Source organism: Streptomyces spinosus, assembly GCF_020400655.1.
GTDB classification, from domain to species: Bacteria; Actinomycetota; Actinomycetes; order Streptomycetales; family Streptomycetaceae; genus Streptomyces; species Streptomyces argyrophylli.
On record NZ_JAINRC010000026.1, the window covers coordinates 56,959 to 73,641 of the forward strand.

Sequence of the window (16,683 nt, forward strand, 5' to 3'; positions counted from 1 at the left end):
CCTCCCGGGTCAGCCGTCCCGGCGGGCGGGCGGCGGGGCCGGGTGGGCGGGGTCCAGCTCCTCGATGGCGCGCAGGGCCCCGCCCAGCGTCTTCACCAGCAGCGCGCACATGGTCTCGCGGGGCAGCCGGGGGTGGCCGATCCAGTCCAGGGTGGCGCCCTCCACGCCGCACACCCAGGAGAGCAGGCCCATCCGGGCCACCGGGGAGATGTCGGCGCGGCCATAGGCCCCCTCGGCGATCGTGGTGACGATCGCCTCGCGCACACCGTCCCGGATCGCCTGCACCTCGGTGTCGAAGCCGACGCCGCCGCTGACGATGGTGCGGTAGGCGGCCTGGTGATGCTCGGCGTAGCGCAGGTAGCCGTCGATCGTGCGGTGCACGCGGTCCACGGCGGGGAGGTGGAGCCCGCCGGCGGCGGAGGTGACCAGGTCGGCGACGGAGTCCTGGATGATCGCCAGGTAGTAGCCGCGCTTGGACCGGAAGTAGTAGTAGATGAGGCCCTTGGCCACCTGCGCCTGGCGGGCGATGTCATCCATGGACAGCGCGTCGTAGGACGTGTCGGCGAACAACTTCCGCCCGATGGCGATGAGTTCGGCGCGACGCGCCACGGAGCGCTCGGTGCCGCGCGGCTGGACGACGGCACGCTGCTGCGGCATGTTCAAGACCGGCCCTGATGCGGGGACGACGGGACAGCCGCAGTATGTCAGAACAATCCGCTCGCGTGAGCGGTCCGTCCACAGACAGGTACGCGGCGGTTCAGAGCAGGCCGAGCTGGGTCACGAGCATCGCGAACACCGCGACGAGGACCCAGCCCAGGACGTGCTCGACGATCTTCGGGCCGTCTTCCTGCGGGCCGCCGGTGACGGCGCGGGTGGCGGTGGCCGGATGTGCGGTCATGGTGTTACTCGCAGAGGTCGGACGTACACGGCGGAAATCCCCCACCCCTCCGTCCACCATGCCACCCGCGACGGCGCGCGCGGCGATGAGCTTGGTCACACGCCGCGCGCACCGGGACTCAGTACACGCCCACCGCGGCGAGCGCCTTGCGCTGACGCGGGGTCGGGTGGGCCGGGAAGTAGAGGTAGCAGACCCCTCCGGTGCCGGAGACCACCTTGCCGGAGGCGTTGTACCGCTTGGTCCTCAGCCAGATGTTCTCCCACTCGCGCCGCTTGTAGACGCGCCGCACCGCCTCGTCGCTCGGCGAGGCGGGGTCGTTGGCGATCACGTCCCCGTCCGCGGTGAAGCCGATGACGGTCATCAGATGGCCGGAGGTGCCGTAACCCGCCCCCGTGAGCTCTTCCTTGAGGAACGACTGGGACGTTATGGCCGGGATGCCGGCCGCGATCAGCGTCTCCAGGTCGGCGAGGGAGGCGAGCCGGGTGACCACGCCCTGCAGACCGTCGAAGGTGGCCGCGTAGGCGGCGTTGAACGGCCAGTTGCCGCAGCCCTGGTACTGGTAGTCGTAGGTGGACCGGGCCGCGTGGCAGACCTGCGGGTCGGCGTAGGACGGGTCGACCCAGGACAGCTGCTCGGGCGTGAGCCGCCCGCCCCAGTACTCGATGATCATCTGCGAGGAGGTGGGGCTGCACCAGGCCTCGCCGCCGTTGTCGTACTCGGGGTACTGGCCCTTGTGGATCTCCTGCGAGTAGCGCGGGACGGCGAGTTCCTGGGCGAGACCGGGGGTGGAGGCCGGCACGGTGAAGCGGTCCGGGATGTCGGATCCCATCGCGCCGAGCCGCCAGACCGTCGGTGTCAGGTGCGTGCCGGGCCGGCGGTAGAGGGTGAGGCGCAGCCGGTACGACGCCAGGCGCAGACCGGTGCTCGCGTCGTCGATGGCGAAGGTGTCCGTCCAGATCGTGCTCTTGCCGTCGGTCTGGTCGTCCACCGAGGTCCGCTTGATGTCCTGGTCGCCCGCGGCCCAGCGGCCCATCACGTACCAGGGTGTCTCGGTGCCGTCGGAGTACGTGCCGTGCAGTTCGACCTGGAGCCAGGTACCGGCGGGGGTGTGCGCGTTCCAGGAGGCGATGACCTCGGTCGCGGGCACGGTGAGCCGGTGCACCGGGGAGGTCCAGGTGGCGTACTCCCAGGTGGCGGTGGTCCCGGTGTGCGGGTCGGTGTAGTCGGTACGGCCCGCGGCGGCACCGATCACGACGCCGGGGCGGCTTCCGGCGACGGGCCGGACGCCCTCGGGGGTGCCGCAGCGCCAGTCGCGGAAGGTGGTCCAGCAGTGGTAGTCGATCGGGCGGGCCTGCGCCTGGCCGGGGTCGTCGCTGTCGGCGGGCCGCGGTGCGGCGACGGCGGCGGGAACCGCCGTGCCGGTCAGCGCCGCGGCGACGGCCACGGCCAGAACGGTTCTGCGGGACGGCTGTTGGGCTCTGCTCATGGGCGCGATGACCCCCAGGGTTCCGAGACGGGCTTGATCCGGTGCGGTAACTATGAAGCAGGCCGGATCTCGCTGCCAGCACTTCGGCGCATGCCGCCGCAGGAATATTGGTCTGGACCACTGGTGAGGGCGTCCGGGGAGGCGCGGGCCGGGGCACCACTGGCCGGCCGCGCGAGCGCGACCGACCCCCCAGGCACCCGCGCCCGCACCCGCACCCGGCACGCGCTCAGACGAGGTCCATCGCGGCGACCTCGTCCGGGCGGCCGTAGCTGACCGGCCCCTGGAAGCGGCGACGGGCCGTGGCGAACCACCACACCGTCGCCACCAGCAGGACGACGGCGAGCGCGATCGGCGCGTAGTTGAAGGAGTCGACGGTGATCGGAGACGCCTGCGGCAGCATGAACAGGACGCTGCTGAGCAGGATCCAGGTCACCGCCAGCCAGCCGATCGGCCTGCCCCAGCGGCCCAGGTGCCAGGGGCCGGGCTGGAAGGCGTCGCCGAGCCGCAGCCGCAGGAAGATCGGCACGGCGTAGGCCAGGAAGAGCCCGACCACGTTGACGCTGACGATGGCGGTGAAGGCCGTGTGCGACCACCACCCCGGCACCACCAGGGCCAGCGAGCAGGCGACCGCGAGCCAGACCGCCTTCACCGGCGTACGGGTGCGCAGCGAGACCGAGTGCCACCAGCGCGAGCCGGGCATGGCGCCGTCCCGGGAGAAGGCGAAGATCTGCCGGGTGTTGCTGGTGAGGTTGGCCAGACCGCAGAAGAGCATCGCGCCGATGACGATGAGGAGCATCACCTTGGCGGTGGGCAGGCCGAGGCCGTCGATGAGGATCTGGACCGGCGGCGCCGCGGCGCCGGCCACCTCGGCGTAGTCACCGATGCTGTAGACCAGTGCCAGCATCAGGACGAGACCGGTGATCGCCGACCAGCCGATGGCGCGGGTGATGCCCTTCGGTGCGCTGACCGTCGCGTGGACCGTTTCCTCGGACATGTGGAAGCTGCCGTCGAACCCGGTGAAGGTCCAGCTGGTGACCAGCAGGCCGAGCATGCCGCCGTAAAGCCCGCTGGTGAAGCCGGTGTTGTTCTCGAAATGGGTGACGAAGGACGCGGACTGGTGGTGATCCGGCATCACGATGAGTGCACCCACGATCACGACGAGTCCGATCAGCAGCCACCACACGGAAATGCGGTTCAGCAGGGCGACGAGCTGGATGGTGTAGGTGTTGGCGAGCCCCTGGAGCACGATGATCAGGGCGGTGAGGAGGACCGTCTGGTGGGGGGTCGGCCGGTAGGAGGGCCACTGCAACTGCACGAACACCTGGATGAAGGTGGCGGCGGCGTAGCCGGTGGCGGCGGTGCCGCCGATCTGGCCGACGAAGTTCAGCCAGCCGGTGAACCACGACCAGGCGCCTTTGTGCCGCTTGGCGAGTTTACCGGCGGAGAAATACAGGGCACCGCTCGTCGGATAGGCGGAGGCGACTTCCGCCATGGCCGCTCCGATGAGCAGCACCATGAGCGAGACGCCTATCCAGCCGAACACGAGAATACGGGGGCCGCCCGCGTTCATACCGAATCCGAAGGACGAGAAAATACCCGAGAGAATATTGATGATGGTGAACGAGATCGCGAAATTGTCGAACGCCCGGAAGCGCCGGGTGAGTTTCCGCGGATAACCCATCGCGTGCAGGGTGGCGTCGTCGTCGAGCACGACGGGGTCCGCCGCGCGGGCGCGGGCCCGGGGGGTCGACATCCGTTCCGACACAGATCGGCCTTTCTCTGGGTGGGGGGTGGGGGACGAGCGGGTCAGGCGGGTCCCGGGACGGGCAGGCCGCAGGCGCGCCGGGCCCGGGAGAGCTGCTCGGCGGGGTCGCCGAACGCGCTCCAGGGCATGCGCGAGGCGTACGGGCCCATCGCCGTGAAGACGGCCCGGGCCTCGAACACGCGCTGGGCCATGACCAGCGCGTGCGCGAGGTAGGCCAGGTCGAGCACGGGGGTGAAGCGGTAACCGGCCACGGTGGGCAGCCAGTTCTGGTAGATCGCCAGCGCGGTGGAGCGCCACTGCGGCTGCTCCCAGACCCGGTCGGCGAGGAGCTGGGTGGGGTTGTAGCTCTCCACCAGGGCCACCAGGGGCAGCAGCCGGAGGGCGGAGTCGGCGGGCGCCCGCTGGCTGAGGAAGGCGGCCACGTCCCAGGCGGCGGTGACCGAGCCGCCGTAGCGCGTGAAGAAACAGGACAGGAAGCGGTGGTGGGCCTCGCGGTGCCAGGGGTCCAGGGACAGGATGTGCGCGAACAGCCGCCAGGGGCCGGGCGGGGCGGTGAGCAGGCCGCGCGGGGCCGGGTCGCCGAGCCGGTGCAGCCGGGCCATGGAGAGCCGGGCCACCCAGGGGGTGGGGTCGGCGGGGGCCGCCTCGGCGGCCCGGTCGCAGGCGGTCAGCGCGATCCGCTCCAGCGCCTCGGCGCGCTCGTCACGGGCGTCGGCGGCCCGCAGGGCGCGCTGCACCGCGACCCGCGCCCACATGAGCGCGGCCTCGGGTGTCGGCTCCTCGGCGAGCCAGCGTTCCACGAGGTCGGTGCCGGCCGCCTCGGAGGCGAGGACGAGCGAGCGGTGGGCCCGCAGGGCGAAGTCGGTCCGTGTCTCGACGAGTGCCTCGTGGGCGTACCGGTGCCGTCCGGCGCGCACGTCCACGCATACGCTCGCCAGGACCCGGTCGTCGGCGGCCGGGTGCCACACATAGTGCCCTTCGAATAATTCCGCGGCCATGGTCCCCCTGCCGGTCCCCGTTCGACGCATCACGTTGCGCAGAAGGCACCTTACTCAGCGTGGGGCACAGCCGGAACGCCGAATTCGACATATCGGTCAGCGGATTCGGCCTGATTTATCGAGGACCTTTGACTGGCCGCCAGCCGATGGTTCAACGCGAGACAACCACCACTAGACTGTTTCACGGAAAACCCACAACACCGATCTCACCCCACACACGGCACGACCCCGGGAATCACCATTCACGACCTCGCCGCCCGGTTGCGCGGGCTCCCGCCCTCCCTGGGACCGGTCCGGCTCGTCGCCGTCGACGGGCACGCCGGCTCGGGCAAGTCCACCTTCGCCGGCCGGCTGGCGCACGCGCTGGGCGGGGCTCCGGTGCTCCACCTCGACGACATCGCCTGCCACGAGCGGCTCTTCTCCTGGACCGACCGGCTCATGACCCAGGTGATCGAACCCCTGGCCCGCGGCGAGAGCGCCCACTACACCCCTTACGACTGGCGGACCCGCGCCTTCGGGGCCCCCCGCCCGCTGCCGGCCGCACCCGTCGTGCTGATCGAGGGCGTCGGCGCCGGCCGCCGTGCCCTGAGGCCGCACCTGGCCCGGCTGCTGTGGATGGAGTTGCCCCGGGAGGAGTCCTGGTCGCGCGGCCGGCGACGGGACGGCGCGGAGCAACGCGAGTTCTGGGACGGCTGGGTGGCGGCGGAGCGCGCGCACTTCGCCGGGGACCCCTCGCGCCCCCACGCCGATCTGCTGGTACTTCAAGGACCTGAGGGATATGAGGTGCTGCCGGGACCCGCGACAGCTCCCGAAGCCGGGCCGGATGTGACGCTGGGTGACGGACCCTCCCGGATGTGGTGAACTCGTGAAGGGCCTTGCGGGGCAACTTCTCCCAGTGCCCCAACTCCGCTTGACCGGGGGGCCGTACAGGTCTTACGTTCTCAATGTGCGGCTTTCGGAGCCGCCCACCGACGCGAAGCCCCCGGTTGTTCCCCCGTGACCGGGGGCTTCGTTCTGCCCGCGCAGGCGCGATTCCCGGCGCCCCGCGCACCCGCGGTCTCACCCTCGGTCACGAAACGCCGTGCGCCCCGTCTGCTCCCACCTCGTCGAACGCCCTGTGCGGCACCCTTCGGCCCGCGCGGTACCGCGGGTACGATGCCCTCGGTGCGACCTTCGAGCGGCTGCCTCGCGCACCTGCAACTCCGGTCCGCGGCACAGCGGTTCGACCGCGGCGGCCGTCGGGCGACCGCCCGGTGGTGAACCACGGGGACACGGTCTGTGGGGGGACGTGATGGACTTCGGCACGCAGGGCCCCGAGGCCCCGGCCGACCTCGCCTGGCTGCGGGGTGTGGACGCCTACACGATGGGCGCCTACCCGCAGGCGGAGGAGGAGTTCCGCACCGCGGTGCGGATGGACCCGGGCATGGCGGACGCCTGGCTCGGACTGCACGCGCTCCGGGTCGACACGACCACCGCGCTGCTGCGGATGTTCCGGCACCGCGACCGCTTCGGCGAACAGCGCGCCCGGCACCGCCGCAGCCTCAACTCCTGGTACTGGCTGGGCTGGTGGGTGCAGCCGGTGCTGGAGAGCCCGCGCGATCTGCTGCTGGCGCACGCCTCGCACTGGCTGGACGGCCGCCACGTGCCCGAGCTGGACCGCGCCCTCGCCGGACTGCCACCGGTCGACGCCGACCCGCAGGTCCGCTTCCTGCACGCCTGCCGCGCCTATCTGATCAAGGACTGGGAGCAGCTCGTCCGGCACACCGATCCCCTGCTGGACGACCCCCTGCTCGGCATCGAGGCCGGCCTGTTCGGCGGCATGGCCCGGGTCCGGCTGGAGATGTACGGCCAGGCCGAGCCCCTGCTGGCGACGGCGCTGATGCGGTGCCGCAGCGAGCAGCCGCAGCGCAAGGAGCTGCGGTACTGGCTGGCGAGGGCGCACGAGGGAACGGGACGCTCGGCCGCCGCGCTCCCCCTGTACCGCGCGGTGCACCGGGTCGACCCGGCCTTCATGGACACCTCCGCCCGGCTCGCCGCGATCTCCGAGGGCGACGGGTACGACGAGACGGCCGACTACGCCGCGATCACGCTCACCGGCGCGGGGCAGGACGTGGTGGACGGACCGGACGCGTTCGATCCGCTCTTCGGCACGGAGGGCCGTGATCTGCGGCTGCCGGAGCCCGATCTGCCGACCGGGCCGCTGCCGTCGGTGGCCGACCCCTCGGTGCGGACCAAGACGGGGATGCCCGGGGTGTCCACCGCCCCGATCCCGGCCGGACCCACCGACCCCGCGTTACTGGAGGAGGCGCTCGCCGAACTGGAGCGCATGGTGGGACTCGAACCGGTCAAGCGCCAGGTCAAGGCGCTGTCGGCGCAGCTGAACATGGCCCGGCTGCGGGCGGGGCAGGGGCTGCCGGTCCAGCCGCCCAAGCGGCACTTCGTCTTCTCCGGCCCGTCCGGCACGGGCAAGACCACGGTCGCGCGGATCCTCGGCCGGGTGTTCTACGCGCTGGGGCTGCTGGGCGGGGACCACCTCGTGGAGGCCCAGCGCGCCGACCTGGTCGGCGAGTACCTGGGGCAGACGGCTGTGAAGGCCAATGAGCTGATCGACTCCGCGATCGGCGGGGTGCTGTTCGTGGACGAGGCCTACTCGCTGTCCAACTCCGGGTACGGCAAGGGGGACGCCTACGGCGACGAGGCCCTCCAGGTGCTGCTGAAGCGGGCCGAGGACAACCGGGACCACCTGGTGGTGATCCTGGCCGGCTACCCGGAGGGCATGGACCGCCTGCTCGCCGCCAACCCCGGCCTGTCCTCCCGCTTCACCACCCGGGTGGACTTCCCCTCCTACCGGCCGCTGGAGCTGACCGAGATCGGCAAGGTGCTCGCGGCGGAGAACGGGGACCTGTGGGACGAGGAGGCGCTGGACGAGCTGCGGTCCATCGCCGGGCACGTGGTCGACCAGGGGTGGATCGACGAGCTGGGCAACGGGCGGTTCCTGCGGACGCTGTACGAGAAGAGCTGTGCGTACCGGGACCTGCGGCTGTCGGTGTACGCCGGTCCGCTCACCCGGAACGACCTGGCGACGCTCCGGCTGCCGGACCTGATGCAGGCCTACGGTGAGGTGCTGTCGGGGCGGGGGCCCCAGGACCCGCCGGGCATGTGAAGCGCCCGGGGCGCGGGGAGCCGCGCGACCGGCCGGCGGTCACACAGCTCCCCGACTCCACCCCGGGACAGCACACCTAGCCCGCGAGCGCTTCCTCCGGCTCCCCGCTCACCCGCGGCTCCGGCATCTCCCGGTGCGCCGGGTCCCGCACCTCGCCCACCAGCATCTCCAGCACGTCCTCCAGGGCCACCAGGCCGAGCACCCTGCCGGTCGCGTCCGCCACCTGGGCCAGGTGCGTGGCCGCCCGGCGCATGACCGTCAGCGCGTCGTCCAGCGGCAGCTCGGCGCGGAGCGTGGCCATCGGGCGCCACACGTGCTGCGGGACGGCCCGGTCGGAGTCCTCCAGGTCGAGGACGTCCTTCACGTGCACGTACCCCATGAACGGCCCCTTCTCCCCGGCCGCGACCGGGAAGCGGGAGTAGCCCGTGCGGGCGGTCAGCTCCACGATCTCGCCCGGAGTGACCGCCGGGGTCACCGTGACCAGGGTCTCCCGGCGCAGCAGGACGTCCGTCACCGGGCGCGAGCCCAGCTCCAGGGCGTCCTCCAGGCGCTCCTGCTCCTCCGGGTCGAGGAGACCGGCCTGGCCGGAGTCCTCCAGGAGCCGGTTGAGCTGCTCGGTGGTGACGACCGCCTCCACCTCGTCCTTCGGCTCGACCCGGAACAGCCGCAGGATGCCCTGGGCGCAGGCGCCGAGGGCGACCGTGATCGGCCTGCACAGGCGGGCGAACCAGACCAGGCCCGGGCTGAGCCACAGCGCGGCCTTCTCCGGGGCGGCCATCGCGAGGTTCTTCGGGACCATCTCGCCGATCACGAGGTGGAAGAAGACCACCGCGGCCAGCGCGATCACGTAGCCCAGCGGGTGGATCACGCCGTCCGGGAGGTGGATCCACTCGAACACCGGCTCGAGCAGGTGCGCCACCGTCGGCTCGGCGACCGCGCCGAGCGTCAGCGAGCAGACGGTGATGCCGAACTGGGCGGCGGCCATCATCTGCGGCAGGTGTTCGAGGCCGTACAGCACCTGCCGGGCCCGGGCGGTGCCGAGCGGTTCGATCTGGCTGCGGCGGACGGAGACGAGGGCGAACTCGGCGCCGACGAAGAAACCGTTGGCGAGGACGAGCAGCGCCGCGAAGACCAGTTGGAGGACGCTCATCGGGCGGCCTCCATCACGTTCGCCACCGGGACCGTCCTGACCAGGCGGACCCGTTCGGCGCGGTAGTGGCCGACCTGGCGGACCGAGAGCCGCCAGCCGGGCAGCTCGGCCCGGTCACCGGGGGCCGGGATCCTGCCGAGCAGGTCGGCGACCAGGCCGGCGACGGTCTCGTACGGCCCCTCGGGCACGTCGAGGCCTATGCGCTGGAGGATGTCGACGCGGCAGCTGCCGTCCACGTCCCAGGCGGGCCTGCCGTCCTCGGGCGGGGCGGGGGCCAGCTCGGGCACGTCCTTGGCGTCGTGCTCGTCGCGGACCTCGCCGACGAGTTCCTCGACGATGTCCTCCAGGGTGACCACACCGGCCGTGCCGCCGTACTCGTCGACGACGACCGCGATGGGCTGCTCGCTGCGCAGGCGGGCGAGCAGGGGCTGGACCGGCAGGGTCTCGGGGACCAGGAGCGCCCTGCGGGCGATCCGGCCGACCGGCGTACGCAGCCGGTCGTGCACGGGGACCGCCAGCGCGTCCTTGAGGTGGGCCATGCCGACGATCTCGTCGATCTTCTCCCGGTAGACGGGGAAGCGGGACAGGCCGGTGGCCCGGGTGAGGTTCACGACGTCCTCGGCGGTGGCCGAGTCCTGCAGCGCGCTCACCTTCACACGCGGGGTCATGACGTGCTGCGCGGTCAGCTCGCCCAGGGACAGGGTGCGGACGAACAGGTCGGCCGTGTCCTGCTCCAGGGCCCCGGCCTGGGCGGAGTGCCGGGCCAGGGAGACGAGTTCGCCGGGGGTTCGGGCGGAGGCCAGTTCGTCGGCGGGTTCCACGCCGAGGGCGCGGACCAGCCGGTTGGCGACCGTGTTCAGCGCCGAGATCACCGGGCGGAACAGGCGGGCGAAGCGGTGCTGCGGGCCGGCGACGAAGCGCGCGACCTGCAGCGGCCGGGACACCGCCCAGTTCTTGGGGACGAGTTCGCCGATCACCATCTGGATCGCGGAAGCCAGCAGCATGCCGACGACCACGGCGACGCCGGAGGCGGCGCCCTCGGGGATGCCGAGGGCGGCGAACGGGCCGCGCAGCAGCTCGGCCAGGGCCGGTTCGGCGAGCATGCCGACGACCAGGGAGGTGATGGTGATGCCGAGCTGGGTGCCGGAGAGCTGGAAGGACAGCTCCTTCAGCGACTCCACGACCGTACGGGCGCGGGGGTCGCCGTCCGCGGCGGCCTTCTCGGCCTCCGGGCGCTCGACGGTCACCAGGCCGAACTCGGCGGCCACGAAGAAACCGTTGGCGAGAATCAGCAGGAACGCCGCTCCGAGGAGCAGCAGGGGGATGGTCACGCTGCCACCGCCTTCCCGTTCCGTCGGGCAGGGGTGGCGCAGGTACTACAGGACGATCCGTCCATCGCCGGAGGGAGTCACTCCTCGGGTAGCAGGAACCCCTGTGCACCGGGCGGCACGCAGGGGCGGAGGCGCAGCGAAACGACCTCCGCCCACCAGATTAATCAAGATCTGGGCTCATGCGGCAGGGCGGAGGGCGCCGAGTGGGCCTCGGCGAGCGCGCGCAGGGCCTGTGCGTCGGCGATGGCACGCTGCTTGGCGATGCCCGGCTGGATGCCGAGCGCGGGCAGGCTGGTGCCGTCGCTGAGGTCGAGGAAGACCCACGGGTCACCCGGCCGGAGGTTCACCCGGAGGATTTCCGCCCATGCCAGGCGGCGCTTGCCGGCGATGTTGACGACGGTGACGCCGGACTCGTCGGCGACCACCTTCACCCGGGCGAGCCGGGCCAGGGCCCAGAAGATCAGCGCCCCGGTGACGACGAAGCTGAGCCGCGAGCCCGGGCCCAGGTGCTCCAGCAGCATGCCGATGCCGGATATCACCAGGAAGATCACCACCCCGGCGGTGAGCAGGATCGCCCGGGTGTGTCCCGGCCGGAAGGTGACGGGGAGGCGGGAAGGAGGGGTCAGGTCGGACATCTCGGGCGTACCTCTTACAGGCGGCAGGCGTGGATGGCCGTGGTCAGGATGGCGCGTGCACCGATGGCGTAGAGGTCGTCCATGATCCGCTGGGCCTCCTTGGCGGGGACCATGGCACGGACGGCGACCCAGCCCTCGTTGTGCAGCGGGGAGACGGTCGGGGACTCCAGGCCGGGGGTGAGCGCGACGGCCTTCTCCAGCTGTTCGACCCGGCAGTCGTAGTCCATCATCACGTACGTGCGGGCCACCAGGACGCCCTGGAGGCGGCGCAGGAACTGCTGGACCTTCGGTTCGTCGGCGTCGGCCCCGGTGCGGCGGATCACGATCGCCTCGGACTTCATGATGGGCTCGCCGAAGACCTCCAGACCCGCGTTGCGCAGGCTGGTGCCGGTCTCGACGACGTCGGCGATGACCTCGGCGACCCCCAGTTCGATCGCGGTCTCCACGGCGCCGTCCAGGTGGACGACGGAGGCGTCGACCCCGCGGTCCGCCAGGTGCTTGTCGACGATGCCCTCGTAGGAGGTGGCGACCGTCTTGCCCTTGAGGTCCTCGATGTGGTCGGCCGTGCCGGGCTTGGCGGCGAAGCGGAAGGTGGAGCGGGCGAAGCCGAGCGGCAGGATCTCCTCGGCGTCGGCGCCGGAGTCGATCAGCAGGTCACGCCCGGTGATGCCGATGTCGAGGCGGCCGGAGGAGACGTAGATCGCGATGTCCCGGGGGCGGAGGTAGAAGAACTCGACCTCGTTCTCCGGGTCGACGATGCGCAGCTCCTTGGACTCGCGGCGCTGCTGGTAGCCGGCCTCATGCAGCATCTCCGCCGCAGGGCCGGACAGTGAACCCTTGTTGGGGACGGCGATGCGCAGCATGAGGTCGGCTTCCTTTGCGTGAAGGGTTTTTCTACAGGTGTGTGCGGCGGGCGGGTCAGAGGTGGGCGTAGACGTCGTCCAGGGAGATCCCGCGGGCGACCATCATTACCTGGACGTGGTACAGCAGCTGCGAGATCTCCTCGGCCGCCGCCTCCTTGCCCTCGTACTCGGCGGCCATCCAGACCTCGGCGGCCTCCTCGACGACCTTCTTGCCGATGGCATGGACACCCTTGCCGACCAGCTCAGCGGTGCGGGACGTGGCGGGATCGCCCTGGGCGGCCTTCTGCTGGAGCTCGGTGAAGAGCTCCTCGAACGTCTTCTTGGACATGGTGCTGCCCACCCTACGCGGTCGGGCCGGCTCCTCAGTGCCAGGGTTCGGATACCGAGCGGAGCGTCGCCGCGGTCGCGACGGCGGCGGTCACCGCCTCGTGGCCCTTGTCCTCGTTCGAGCCCTCCAGGCCGGCCCGGTCCAGGGCCTGCTCCTCGGTGTCGCAGGTGAGCACGCCGAAGCCGACGGGCACGCCGGTCTCGACGGACACCTGGGTGAGGCCCTGGGTGACGCCCTGGCACACGTAGTCGAAGTGGGGCGTGCCGCCCCGGATGACGACGCCGAGGGCGACCACGGCGTCGTAGCCGCGGCCCGCCAGGACCTTGGCGGCGACCGGCAGCTCGAAGCTGCCGGGGACCCGGATCAGGGTCGGCTCGTCGATGCCCAGGTCACTCAGGGCGCGCAGGGCGCCGTTCACCAGACCGTCCATCACCTGCTCGTGCCACTGCGCTGCGATGACGGCGACCCGCAGGTCGCTCACATTGTGTACGGACAGCTCCGGTGCACCCTTGCCGCTCACGTCTCTCCTCAGTGCTCTCGTGCTTACTGGTTGCCGCAGGTGGTCGCGGACGCGGCCACCGGAGCCGACACGGCGGGCGTGTCGAGCCAGGGCAGGTCGTGTCCCATCCGGTCCCGCTTGGTGCGCAGGTACCGGAGGTTGTGCTCGCCGGCCTGGACGGGCATCGGCTCGCGGCCGGTGACCTTCAGGCCGTGGCGCAGCAGCGCCTCGGTCTTCTCGGGGTTGTTGGTCATCAGCCGGACGCCCCGGACGCCGAGGTCGGCGAGGATCCGCGCGCCGGCGCCGTAATCGCGGGCGTCGGCGGGCAGACCGAGTTCCAGGTTGGCGTCCAGGGTGTCGTGGCCCTGCTCCTGGAGCGCGTAGGCGCGCAGCTTGGACAGCAGGCCGATGCCGCGTCCCTCGTGTCCGCGCAGGTAGACGACGACACCCCGGCCCTCGGCCTGGATGCGTTCCAGGGCGGTGTCCAGCTGAGGGCCGCAGTCACAGCGCAGGGAGCCGAAGACGTCGCCGGTGAGGCATTCGGAGTGGACGCGGACCAGGACGTCCTCGCCGTCGCCGATCTCGCCGTGGACGAGGGCGACGTGCTCGACGCCGTCGGCGGCGGACCGGTAGCCGTAGGCGGTGAAGGTGCCGTGCCGGGTGGGCAGACGGGTCTCGGCCTCGCGGCGGACGGTGGGCTCGCTGCCGCGTCGGTAGGCGATCAGGTCCGCGATGGAGATGATCGTCAGGCCGTGCTTGCGGGCGAACGGGATCAGCTCGGGCAGCCGGAGCATCCGGCCGTCCTCGCCCGCGATCTCCACGATGGCGCCGGCCGGGCGGAGCCCCGCGAGCCGGGCGAGGTCGACGGCGGCCTCGGTGTGCCCGTTGCGCACGAGGACGCCGCCGGGCCGGGCGCGCAGCGGGAACACGTGGCCGGGGCGGACGAGGTCGGTGGGTTCCGCCGTGCCGCTCGCGAGCAGCTGGAGCGTCGTCGCGCGGTCGGCGGCCGAGATGCCGGTGGTCACGCCGTGGGCGGCGGAGGCGTCCACCGAGATGGTGAACGCGGTCTTCATCGACTCGGTGTTGTCCTGGACCATCTGCGGCAGCCGCAGCCGGTCCAGCTCCTCGCCCTCCATGGGGGCGCAGATCAGGCCCCGGCATTCGCTCATCATGAAGGCGACGATCTCGGGGGTCGCCTTCTCGGCGGCGATGACGAGGTCGCCCTCGTTCTCCCGGTCCTCGTCGTCCACGACGACCACCGGGCGGCCCGCCGCGATGTCGGCGATGGCCTGCTCGACCGGGTCGAGGGCGAAGTTCTCGATGTCGTCGGTGCCGTACAGCGGCGGTGCCGAGGTCATGCCGGGGCTCCTTCCAGTGCGGGCTGCGGGCCCCGGCGGGAGCGCAGCCACCAGTCGCGCATGCCCCACAGGACGAGTGCGCCGTAGATGACGTAGACGAAGCCGGAGAAGGCGTAGCCGTTGGCGAAGTTGAGGGGGACGCCGACGGCGTCGACGAGCAGCCAGGCGATCCAGAACTCGACCATGCCCTTGGCCTGCGCGTACATCGCGACGACGGTGCCGACGAAGATGTAGGCGTCGGGCCAGGGGTCCCAGGAGAGCTTCGGGTAGGCCGTGAAGAGCAGGGCGACGGCGACCGTGCCCGCGGCGGCGGCGGCGAGCATGGCCGCGCGCTCCCGCCAGGTGGCGAAGCGGGGGGTGATGTGGCCGTCGCCGGCACGGTCCTTGGTGCGCTGCCACTGCCACCAGCCGTACAGCGCCACGGCCATGACGACGACCTGCTTGCCGGCGCTGCCGGTCAGGTGGCCGTAGAAGGCGGCGAAGAGGACCAGGCCGGACAGGAACTGCACGGGCCAGGTCCACAGGGAGCGGCGCCAGCCCAGGGCGAGGGTGATGAGGCCCAGGATGTTGCCGGTCATGTCGGACCAGATGATGTGCTGGCCGAAGAGGGTGAACGCCTCGGAGTTCATCCAGTTCACCTGCCGGCCCCCTGTCCGGCCGCGAGCAGCCGCTCCACGTACTTGGCGATGACGTCGACTTCGAGGTTGACCGGGTCGCCGGGCTGCTTCACGCCGAGCGTGGTCAGGGCGAGGGTGGTCGGGATGAGGCTGACGGTGAAGTGGGCGGGGCCGGCCTCCACGACGGTGAGGCTGATGCCGTCGACGGTGATGGAGCCCTTCTCCACGACGTAGCGGGAGAGGTCCGCGGGGAGGGAGATCTTCACGATCTCCCAGTTCTCGGAGGGCGTGCGGGCCAGGATCTCGCCGGTGCCGTCCACGTGGCCCTGCACGATGTGTCCGCCGAGGCGGGCGCCGACGGCGGTGGGGCGCTCGAGGTTGACACGGGAGCCGAGGGTCAGCGCGCCCAGGCTGGAGCGCTTCAGCGTCTCGGCCATGACGTCGGCGGTGAACTCGTCGCCCTCGTGCTCGACGACCGTGAGACAGACCCCGTTCACGGCGATGGAGTCGCCGTGGCGTGCGCCCTCGGTCACGACGGGGCCGCGGAGCCGGAAGCGGGAGGAGTCGCCGAGGTTCTCGACGGCGGTGACTTCACCCAGTTCTTCGACGATTCCGGTGAACACTTCCCGGGTCCTCCTGCCTCTTCGGGCACGGACTCCGGGGCCTGTCGATGACGACAGAAAGAAACGGATGAGCACACACCGGGAGCGTCGCCGAAAGGAACGCGTCCGCGTACGGACACGTCCGGATACGGCGGCGCGCACACGGAAGACGCATGCCCGCCCGCCGCGCACTGCCTCCCATCCGGACTTTAACCGTCGGTCCAGGAATTTCACCTGGTCAACCGGCCGCTGGAAGCGACCGGGTCGCGGACTGTAACCGCCGGTTCGGAGTTTCACCGACCCCGGAGTGCGCTGCTTCTGGTACAGAGCCAGTGTGCCACGCCCGGCAGGCGTCCATGAGGGTGACGGGTGTGGGGTCGCTCACAGTACGTGTCGCCGGCCTTGCGCGACGCGACCCACTCGCCAACTGGCGGGCACGCGAGCAGGGTTGACCAGGTACGGACCATTGACCGTACTGGTCTAGTCCTTTTAGGGTGCGGTCGGGCCCGGCGGCGGTGACGACGGCCCTTGCCCGCCGCCGGGCCGCCACCGCGCCGGGTACGGTCACCGCATGACGGCACCGGTGATCCGCGCGGTCGCGTGGGACGGGACGGCGTGGGACGGGCGTGGGACGACCCTTCCGAGGACCAACTCCACGGCCTGCTCGCGGACATGAGCCTGACCTGGCGCGTCGTCATCGTCGAGCGGCTGGACCGGGAGCCTGCCGGGCACCACTACACGCAGGTGTGTCTCGACGACGACCTGAGCTACCGGGTGGAGTACCGCGAGGGCGGCCCCGACCGGCACTTCCAGGCCCGGGTGCCCCGTGAGCACGAGGTGTTCGCGGTCGAGCCCGTCGCCGAGGTGGTGCGGGCCTGGGCGTTCGATCGGCCGGGCTGGCGCGAGGCGCTGCCGTGGGTGCCGTGGCCGAGAGGCCCTAGCGGGAGCCGGTAACGCCCCGACGTCCGGCAGCGCGGCGCCGGGTGGCCC

17 protein-coding genes and 1 riboswitch are annotated in these 16,683 nt (G+C 71.6%); of the genes, 3 read left to right on the plus strand and 14 right to left on the minus strand.

Going from position 1 to position 16,683, the window contains the following annotated elements:
* Positions 1-9: 9 nt before the first annotated feature.
* The 5 genes from LG395_RS36505 to LG395_RS36525 all read right to left on the minus strand — a co-directional run bounded on the left by LG395_RS36505 (position 10) and on the right by LG395_RS36525 (position 5,147).
* Positions 10-657 carry a TetR/AcrR family transcriptional regulator gene (locus LG395_RS36505; RefSeq protein ID WP_171158238.1) on the minus strand — a complete coding sequence of 216 codons (648 nt, stop codon included), beginning with the start codon at positions 655-657 and terminating at the stop codon, positions 10-12.
* A 100-nt stretch (positions 658-757) separates the two neighbouring features.
* Complete coding sequence (locus tag LG395_RS36510) at positions 758-898, minus strand: SCO1431 family membrane protein (protein ID WP_103816500.1); 141 nt, start codon at positions 896-898, stop codon at positions 758-760.
* Between the two features lie 118 nt (positions 899-1,016).
* Positions 1,017-2,384: a C39 family peptidase gene (locus LG395_RS36515; RefSeq protein ID WP_171158236.1), complete on the minus strand. Its 1,368-nt coding sequence runs from the start codon at positions 2,382-2,384 to the stop codon at positions 1,017-1,019.
* 226 nt (positions 2,385-2,610) lie between these two features.
* Entirely contained in the window at positions 2,611-4,137 is a 1,527-nt protein-coding gene (locus LG395_RS36520; RefSeq protein ID WP_263983469.1) for an amino acid permease, read from the minus strand.
* Between the two features lie 53 nt (positions 4,138-4,190).
* Positions 4,191-5,147 (minus strand): hypothetical protein, encoded by a 957-nt coding sequence (locus LG395_RS36525; RefSeq protein ID WP_225813255.1) that lies wholly within the window; start codon positions 5,145-5,147, stop codon positions 4,191-4,193.
* A gap of 261 nt (positions 5,148-5,408) precedes the next feature.
* Between LG395_RS36525 and LG395_RS36530 the strand changes: the two genes are divergently transcribed.
* Together LG395_RS36530 and LG395_RS36535 are read left to right on the plus strand one after the other, a co-directional pair.
* Positions 5,409-6,008: a uridine kinase family protein gene (locus LG395_RS36530; protein ID WP_225813256.1), complete on the plus strand. Its 600-nt coding sequence runs from the start codon at positions 5,409-5,411 to the stop codon at positions 6,006-6,008.
* 430 nt (positions 6,009-6,438) lie between these two features.
* Positions 6,439-8,310: an AAA family ATPase gene (locus LG395_RS36535; RefSeq protein ID WP_171158230.1), complete on the plus strand. Its 1,872-nt coding sequence runs from the start codon at positions 6,439-6,441 to the stop codon at positions 8,308-8,310.
* A gap of 76 nt (positions 8,311-8,386) precedes the next feature.
* Here the strand turns inward: LG395_RS36535 and LG395_RS36540 are convergent, their stop codons facing one another.
* The 9 genes from LG395_RS36540 to LG395_RS36580 form a co-directional block, all read right to left on the minus strand.
* Positions 8,387-9,460: a hemolysin family protein gene (locus LG395_RS36540; RefSeq protein WP_171158228.1), complete on the minus strand. Its 1,074-nt coding sequence runs from the start codon at positions 9,458-9,460 to the stop codon at positions 8,387-8,389.
* The gene (locus tag LG395_RS36545) at positions 9,457-10,791 is read right to left on the minus strand and encodes a hemolysin family protein (protein ID WP_171158226.1); all 1,335 of its coding nucleotides are present in this window, start codon (positions 10,789-10,791) and stop codon (positions 9,457-9,459) included. The genes LG395_RS36540 and LG395_RS36545 overlap by 4 nt, the downstream gene beginning before the upstream one ends.
* A gap of 164 nt (positions 10,792-10,955) precedes the next feature.
* A complete protein-coding gene (locus LG395_RS36550; protein ID WP_225813259.1) occupies positions 10,956-11,426 on the minus strand; it encodes a PH domain-containing protein in 471 nt (156 codons plus the stop codon).
* A 14-nt stretch (positions 11,427-11,440) separates the two neighbouring features.
* A complete protein-coding gene (gene hisG, locus LG395_RS36555) occupies positions 11,441-12,289 on the minus strand; it encodes an ATP phosphoribosyltransferase (protein ID WP_171158223.1) in 849 nt (282 codons plus the stop codon).
* 55 nt (positions 12,290-12,344) lie between these two features.
* Entirely contained in the window at positions 12,345-12,617 is a 273-nt protein-coding gene (locus tag LG395_RS36560) for a phosphoribosyl-ATP diphosphatase (RefSeq protein ID WP_171158221.1), read from the minus strand.
* Between the two features lie 34 nt (positions 12,618-12,651).
* Positions 12,652-13,137 (minus strand): 6,7-dimethyl-8-ribityllumazine synthase, encoded by a 486-nt coding sequence (gene ribH, locus LG395_RS36565; protein WP_225813262.1) that lies wholly within the window; start codon positions 13,135-13,137, stop codon positions 12,652-12,654.
* Between the two features lie 23 nt (positions 13,138-13,160).
* The gene (locus LG395_RS36570; RefSeq protein WP_225813263.1) at positions 13,161-14,474 is read right to left on the minus strand and encodes a bifunctional 3,4-dihydroxy-2-butanone-4-phosphate synthase/GTP cyclohydrolase II; all 1,314 of its coding nucleotides are present in this window, start codon (positions 14,472-14,474) and stop codon (positions 13,161-13,163) included.
* Positions 14,471-15,112: a nicotinamide mononucleotide transporter family protein gene (locus LG395_RS36575; protein WP_171158217.1), complete on the minus strand. Its 642-nt coding sequence runs from the start codon at positions 15,110-15,112 to the stop codon at positions 14,471-14,473. The genes LG395_RS36570 and LG395_RS36575 overlap by 4 nt, the downstream gene beginning before the upstream one ends.
* Entirely contained in the window at positions 15,109-15,714 is a 606-nt protein-coding gene (locus LG395_RS36580; RefSeq protein WP_171158216.1) for a riboflavin synthase, read from the minus strand. The genes LG395_RS36575 and LG395_RS36580 overlap by 4 nt, the downstream gene beginning before the upstream one ends.
* A gap of 163 nt (positions 15,715-15,877) precedes the next feature.
* Positions 15,878-16,008, minus strand: a riboswitch (FMN riboswitch).
* Between the two features lie 300 nt (positions 16,009-16,308).
* Here LG395_RS36580 and LG395_RS36585 point away from each other — a divergent pair.
* Complete coding sequence (locus LG395_RS36585; protein ID WP_225813264.1) at positions 16,309-16,647, plus strand: hypothetical protein; 339 nt, start codon at positions 16,309-16,311, stop codon at positions 16,645-16,647.
* Positions 16,648-16,683: the final 36 nt, after the last annotated feature.